Below are 6,934 nucleotides of genomic sequence, written 5' to 3'. Positions count from 1 at the left end.
TGGCTAATTCCCAATAGCAGGCATCTTCAGCACTGATTCTAGCGTATAATCTGAGTATCTTTGCACTTTACCTTCATTTCCTCAAAAGCAGTTGTGGTGAAGGTTAGATAGTTTTCGGAGATGTCTATTGGACAATTAGACAGAGATGATAAAGATGTTATAGATGAACGTTTAAAGCTGTTTTTAGGACTCACAGAAAATCCTAGTGATGATTGGTTTATCAAGAATGCTTCTATAGAGTTGGTAAAAAAAGTTTATGATTTTCTCCCTAATCAGGATGTTAAAAATAAAGCTATAGAAGAATTAATCAATGAGTTAGAACCATAAAATATTATTCAATCATAATAAAACATCATCGCCGGTTTCTGCCATTTCTATAAATGCCTTTTCCCAACCTTTTCTTACTTTTTTAACTGGGCGAATAATGAGATGATTTCCTTGAACTTCTATGTTAAAATAAAAACAATAAAGGAGATTCTACCTTTTTTTGCTCACCATAATCGACCACCAGTTTATTTCTTGTCGGAGTCTTTTTCAGTAATATCTCTATTTAGGGGTGTATGAATAAATATGAAAACTTTACAGGTAAAGGGTTTTAGTTATTTTGACTTTCAAAAAGTGCAAGCTTTTATGAGGTGGCAACTGAAAAACCTTGCACTTAATTTCTACTTAAAGAAAAAATTGTTCCTATCCAACTCTTGAAACTGTCACCGTGGCGTAGCACCTGTCACTGGTCCTTCACAGATAACTTTTTCAGCAACCCCTAATTAGCGATCGCTCTCCCGGTGGGGTCATCCCACAAAATCGCATTGCTCCCCAACTGTTAACAGAACTGCGGTTAATCGGAAATGCTTGTCCCAACTAGCTCAGTGGGGGTGATAAATTAGGAGAGTCCAGAGCTTGTCCTAAGTTGACCATTTTATAGACAATAATATACTTATATTGACAAAAATGGACATAAGTTAGCTCAGAAAAATGCCAACTTGATATATAATCCTCAGATATCAAGTATTGAATTAGACTATTACCGACGCGAAAACCAAGCATTGATAGTGATAGTCTGTTTCCAAATCTTAACCTGAGAAAGTCGCGTTGGGCTACAGCGTGCAAGTCTACTGAGGGATAACCGCTCCCATGCTCCCGTTGAAGTAGAAAGTAAAGTCTAGCTTTGTCTAGGTTTTATATAGCAGAATAAAGCCCACTGCATCGTCAGCAAGTGGACTATGATTTTAAGAATATATTTTCAACAATTCTATTTGTAATCGCCAATGGTTCAACAGCCGATGTCGCCAACTCAAGAAACCCAACCAGCAGAAAAAATCTATTTACCCCGCACCAGCGAATCAGAAACATTAAAAAAAATTCGCCATACCGCTTCTCACGTCATGGCCATGGCCGTACAAAAGCTGTTTCCCAAGGCGCAAGTTACCATTGGTCCGTGGATTGAAAACGGTTTTTATTATGACTTCGATAACCCCGAACCCTTTAGCGATAAGGATTTAAAAGCCATCCAAAAAGAGATGGTGAAGATTATTAACCGCAAACTCCCAGTTATTCGGGAAGAAGTCAACCGCGAAGAAGCAAAAAAACGGATTGAAGCAATTCAAGAACCGTACAAATTAGAAATTCTCGCAGATATCAAAGAAGAACCCATCACCATTTATCATTTAGGTGATCAATGGTGGGATTTGTGCGCGGGTCCCCACGTCGAAAATACCAAGGACATCAACCCCAAAGCGATAGAATTAGAAAGCGTAGCCGGTGCTTATTGGCGGGGAGATGAAACCAAAGCCCAGTTACAGCGTATCTATGCTACAGCTTGGGAAACTCCCGAACAACTAGCAGAATACAAACGCCGCAAAGAAGAAGCATTAAGGCGTGACCATCGTAAACTGGGGAAAGAACTGGGTTTGTTTATTTTCGCCGATCCTGTGGGTCCTGGTTTACCGCTTTGGACTCCTAAAGGTACGCTGTTAAGGAGCATTTTAGAAGACTTCCTGAAAAAAGAACAGTTAAAACGGGGTTATTTACCTGTTGTCACTCCCCACATTGCCAGAGTTGATTTATTTAAAACATCGGGACACTGGCAGAAATACAAGGAAGATATGTTTCCGATGATGGCTGAAGATGAGGAAGCAAAAGCTTTAGACCAGGGTTTTGTCCTCAAGCCGATGAACTGCCCCTTTCATATCCAAATATACAAAAGTGAGTTAAGATCCTATCGGGAATTACCGATGCGGTTGGCAGAATTTGGCACAGTTTACCGCTATGAACAATCGGGAGAACTGGGTGGTTTAACGCGGGTACGTGGTTTTACTGTGGATGATTCCCATTTATTTGTAACTCCTGAACAATTAGATCAGGAATTTTTGAATGTTGTAGATTTGATTTTGACAGTGTTCAGAAGTCTGCAACTGAAGAATTTTAAAGCCAGATTGAGTTTCCGTGATCCAGCCAGTGATAAATATATTGGTGGGGATGAAGTTTGGAATCAAGCGGAAGGTGCGATTCGTCGCGCTGTGCAAGAATTAGGAATGGACTATTTTGAAGGAATTGGGGAAGCGGCTTTTTATGGTCCAAAACTCGATTTTATCTTCAGTGATGCGTTAGATAGAGAATGGCAGTTGGGAACAGTACAGGTAGATTATAATTTACCTGAACGCTTTGATTTAGAATACGTTGCTGAAGATGGTACGCGTAAACGTCCAGTAATGATTCACCGCGCACCCTTTGGATCTTTAGAAAGGTTGATAGGGATTTTAATTGAAGAGTATGCGGGTGATTTTCCCTTGTGGTTAGCACCTGTGCAGATTCGACTTTTACCTGTAGGTGAATTGCAAGTTGATTTTACCAAAGAAGTTGCTGCGAAAATGGTAGCTTTAGGAATTAGAGCAGAAGTTGATTTAAGTGGCGATCGCCTGGGTAAATTGATTCGCAATGCGGAAAAAGATAAAATCCCAGTAATGGCGGTAGTAGGTGCGAAGGAAGTAGAAAGTAATTCTTTGAGTATTCGTACCCGTGCATCTGGGGAGTTGGGAGCGATATCTGTAGATGAAGTTGTGAATAAAATGCAGGAAGCGATTTCTAATTTTAGCAACTTCTAAAAAAGTAGGGGTTTAGCATTGTTCATAGGTGTCAACTTAACGTTAAAACCCATAACCCGACTGGGAATGAATTCCCAGTCTCATAGCAAAAGTCATCTAAAGATGACTAAAATAACTACAAAATTCTGCAATTATTTAGTTTACTTTAGTAAACTTTAGCTATTAGCCCGGAAATTCATTTCTGGGCGGGTGCGGAAGCCAAACAAATAAACCATCTGTAGCTTAAATTGACACCAATGAGCATTGCTAAACCCCTACATAAATCAAATCGAATCTCTAAAGACTGAATTTTGGAAGTTCAATAATATTAGATTATAATTATGCCAGCAAAGGATATTTATCATGATAATGTCAGGAAAGCTCTGGAAAAAGACGATTGGATAATTACAGATGATCCTTTGAAATTAACTTGGGGTAAAAGAGATTTTTTTGTTGATATTGGTGCTAAAAAATTGATAGCCGCACAAAAAGGAGAATTAAAAATTGCGGTTGAAATTAAAAGTTTTGCGGGTATTTCCCAAGCAACGGAATTAGAAAAAGCATTAGGACAATATATATTATATCGCAATATTTTAGAAGAAAAAGAACCTGAACGTTTATTATATTTGGCAATTACAAAACCAACATTTAATGATATATTTTCAGAACCTATTGGTGATTTAGTTATCCATAAAAATCAAATTAAACTGATGATAGTTGATGCCAAAAAGGAGATAATTATCAAATGGATAAATTAACTAATTATCGTCAAATTATTGAAAAAGTCCTCACAGAATATGCTGCTATTCCCTATCATTATGGAGATTTAAAAGCCGAATTAATTATTAGCAAAGACGAAAATCGTTATTTAGTGATTACATCAGGATGGGAAGATGATACTAGAGTTCATGCTTGTATTATTCATATAGATATTATTGATCATAAAATTTGGATTCAAAGTGATAGTACAGAAGATGGAATTGCTTTAGATTTGTTAGCAGCAGGTATTCCTAAAGAAGAGATTGTTTTAGGATTTCATGAACCTAATGTCAGACAATATACAGGATTTGCAGTAGCTTAAATTCTCAATCCTGTTAATCCTTTAATCCTGGACATCCCAGGGGAAACGCATCTTATCAATAAGGGCGATTCAATCTCAATAACGACCAAAATATTCGCATTAACGACCACTTATTGACAATATTTTAGTCCATCACCATGATCCTGAAAAAATCAATCAAACGATAAATAGGGATTTATTGGTCTATACATTAAAACGGTATTTTGTCAATAAGATTTAGATGCGTTTCCCCTGCTGGACATCCTGATTCAGACAAAAAAATCTAGCTGGAAATTGCTAATCTGTTTTCTATGCTGAACATTTACCGATAGGGTTTGATTTCTGCAATGGGTAATAGTAAAGTATCTTCTATATACTGACTAATTTATCAACTGTATTCTTGATCAATAACAACAAACGGTTGGCATTAGGTGACATCCCCACCGCTAATAAACATACTTCCCGCCAGCGTTTTTCAGTAAAATGTTTCACCAAACTTTGCAAAGCTTCATCTGATGACTGTTGGACAGATATAAATTCTCTAGCGGTGAAATATTCATGAAAAGTCAAATGGGAAAAAGAGTAAATACCTTTTGCTCTTTCTACTAATAATCCATGTTGAGCTTCAATTGATTTGATAATTTTTTCACTATCCAGTTGCAATACTTCTGGGTCATTACTGGCATCTGGTAAATTTTTAATATATTCGATGATGTATTGTTCTGCTGCTTTCTGTTTGAAGAAATATTCACTTTTTTCAAAGGTAGTCAAGGCAATTTTACTGAGTAAATCTTCCTTACGCTGCACAGATAGCTTTTTGTAAATCTGATCACGTTGAATACCCCGCTTGGCATCCCATTTTTTTAGCAGTGCATCTAATCCTTCTTTATATAACTCAGCTGAAGGGGGGACAACGAAGACTGAAAGCAAGGCAGTGTAAAGAATGTGACGATTTATGGATACTATTTTAATTATTGTATTCACCGCGTTATTAACTTGGGCAATTGAAAAATCTGCTGATGCGATTCTAATTTTGATTATCAAGATGATACAACCTGAAAATCAAAATGTTGATGAAAGCGAAGACAATTAGATTTTTATATTTACAGTGAGGTGAAGTAGGGATTTATATTGGTGTAAACTTAACGTAAAACCGATATCACCCGACTGGGAATGATAGCGTATCGCTAAAGCGTTTGCGTAGCGTGCCGTAGGCATAACGTGGCTTTAGCCATATTCCCAGTCTAATAGCAAAAGTAATCTAAAGTCCAGTAAAAATACTAATAAGTTTTAGGTATCGCTTTTCTAATGTGATAATTGTTAAAAAAATATGGCTCTCCTAGAGTGGTTATGGTAATTTAATAAAAAATGACGGCTAAAAACCTTATTACACAAGGATTACATCAATCAAACCAATAGATTTAATAAAAATTGATTTTGATTTTATTGAATCTCTTGATACATAATGAATTTAACCAAGTATTAAGTGTTAAATGGTCATATCTAGTCTAGGAGAGCCAAAAATATCTGTTCAAAAGTAGATTATTAACCAAAGTATTCAATTTCACCTAAATCATTGATAAATACAACTGCTCCCTCAGATAAAGAGGAAAGTATTTCACTAATTTTTTCCATGACAGGAAGTAAATGATTAGGGTTTGTGTTACGAGAATTCAAAATGATAATTGTCAGCTTTTTCCCAATTAAATTTTGCTGATATGGTAAATTTTTATCTGCTGTAATAAAAGCATCAAAAGGGTGTTTTTCGGCTAAATCAATAATCTCTTTATCCTTAAAACCCCGCCATCCCATATCGTTGACGTTATGAATTATATAACCTTTATTTAAAAAAGGTTGTTTAAGTTTTTTACTTAAAAGATTTTCGTCTAGTAAAATAATCATTAAGCACAACGTTCCTGAGCAATTATCAATTTAGCTGCATTTTCTAAGACTTTCATAGTTTGAGTCTCCAGATAGGGAAAATCATTGATAAAATCAGCTAACCCACCTTCACTTTCGAGATAGTCAAACAATGTTTGTAAAGGAACACGAGTTCCCACAAAGACCGGAACTCCACTCATAATTTCAGGATCGGAGTGAATAATACCTTGAGTTTCTAATAATTTGTTTAGTGTCATATTTGCTGCAAGATATAAATTGATATTTTTGATTATAGCAGTTGTATGTAAAGTGTAATTTCTGCGGTAACGGAAGTGATACCTGCAATAATTTGAAGCTAAAGCTTTTTTATGAAAAATGGTAAATTGACTAAGAATATTCCCAAAATTTCTCACTCAAAAGTTCATCAACATTAAGACTAAAATGCCACAAATCAGGAAATTCAATTTGAGGATAATCTTCCCTAACTTCCATTAACGCATCTTCCCAAGCTTGATCCAATACTTCTGTAAAATATCGTTTCAAACTAGGAGATTGTTTCAAAAGTATTCTTAACTGACGACGTTGTTGACGAATCGTAACTTCCCAGCCACGATTATCATATTCACTATTCACATAGATCCGTTTTAATAAATGCGCTCATAATACAATTAAACGGCTTTCAACCTCAGCCCTATCTCTACCCGCCAAGATTTCCATCTCCTCAATCAAATGTTCCACATCCAACCCATGAAAATCTCTCGCCTTGAGTTTGAGGATGGTATCCTGCTATATAAAACCTAGACAAAACTAGACTTTACTTTCTACTTCAACGGGAGCATGGGAGCAGTTATCCCTCGGTAGACTTTCACGCTTTAGCCAAACGCGATAAATTAATTGCAGCATTCAGATC

7 protein-coding genes and 1 pseudogene are annotated in these 6,934 nt (G+C 36.2%); 4 read left to right on the top strand and 4 right to left on the bottom strand.

Features of this window, described 5'->3' with window-relative positions; translation table 11 throughout:
• Positions 1-120: 120 nt before the first annotated feature.
• The 4 genes from IQ237_RS25655 to IQ237_RS25640 all read left to right on the top strand — a co-directional run bounded on the left by IQ237_RS25655 (position 121) and on the right by IQ237_RS25640 (position 4,164).
• Positions 121-327: a hypothetical protein gene (locus IQ237_RS25655; RefSeq protein WP_194060067.1), complete on the top strand. Its 207-nt coding sequence runs from the start codon at positions 121-123 to the stop codon at positions 325-327.
• Between the two features lie 941 nt (positions 328-1,268).
• Positions 1,269-3,104 (top strand): threonine--tRNA ligase, encoded by a 1,836-nt coding sequence (gene thrS / locus IQ237_RS25650; RefSeq protein WP_194060066.1) that lies wholly within the window; start codon positions 1,269-1,271, stop codon positions 3,102-3,104.
• Positions 3,105-3,424: 320 nt separating this feature from the next.
• Positions 3,425-3,841: a XisH family protein gene (locus tag IQ237_RS25645; RefSeq protein WP_194060065.1), complete on the top strand. Its 417-nt coding sequence runs from the start codon at positions 3,425-3,427 to the stop codon at positions 3,839-3,841.
• Positions 3,829-4,164, top strand: coding sequence for a XisI protein (locus tag IQ237_RS25640; RefSeq protein ID WP_194060064.1), 336 nt, complete (start codon positions 3,829-3,831; stop codon positions 4,162-4,164). Before IQ237_RS25645 ends, IQ237_RS25640 begins: the two co-directional genes overlap by 13 nt.
• A 348-nt stretch (positions 4,165-4,512) precedes the next feature.
• Here IQ237_RS25640 and IQ237_RS25635 read toward each other — a convergent pair whose 3' ends face one another.
• The 4 genes and pseudogenes from IQ237_RS25635 to IQ237_RS25620 form a co-directional block, all read right to left on the bottom strand.
• Positions 4,513-5,187: an NACHT domain-containing NTPase gene (locus tag IQ237_RS25635; protein WP_194060063.1), complete on the bottom strand. Its 675-nt coding sequence runs from the start codon at positions 5,185-5,187 to the stop codon at positions 4,513-4,515.
• Between the two features lie 501 nt (positions 5,188-5,688).
• Positions 5,689-6,045 carry a DUF5615 family PIN-like protein gene (locus IQ237_RS25630; protein WP_194060062.1) on the bottom strand — a complete coding sequence of 119 codons (357 nt, stop codon included), beginning with the start codon at positions 6,043-6,045 and terminating at the stop codon, positions 5,689-5,691.
• Complete coding sequence (locus tag IQ237_RS25625) at positions 6,045-6,281, bottom strand: DUF433 domain-containing protein (RefSeq protein ID WP_194060061.1); 237 nt, start codon at positions 6,279-6,281, stop codon at positions 6,045-6,047. The genes IQ237_RS25630 and IQ237_RS25625 overlap by 1 nt, the downstream gene beginning before the upstream one ends.
• 130 nt (positions 6,282-6,411) lie before the next feature.
• Positions 6,412-6,801, bottom strand: a pseudogene (locus IQ237_RS25620) (DUF29 domain-containing protein).
• Between the last annotated feature and the right edge of the window lie 133 nt (positions 6,802-6,934).

Origin of the sequence: Sphaerospermopsis sp. LEGE 08334 (assembly GCF_015207205.1) — a bacterium.
In the GTDB taxonomy this organism is placed as follows: Bacteria; Cyanobacteriota; Cyanobacteriia; order Cyanobacteriales; family Nostocaceae; genus Sphaerospermopsis.
The sequence above is the reverse complement of the archived record's forward strand: the minus strand, read 5'-3'. Positions and strand labels throughout refer to the sequence as shown.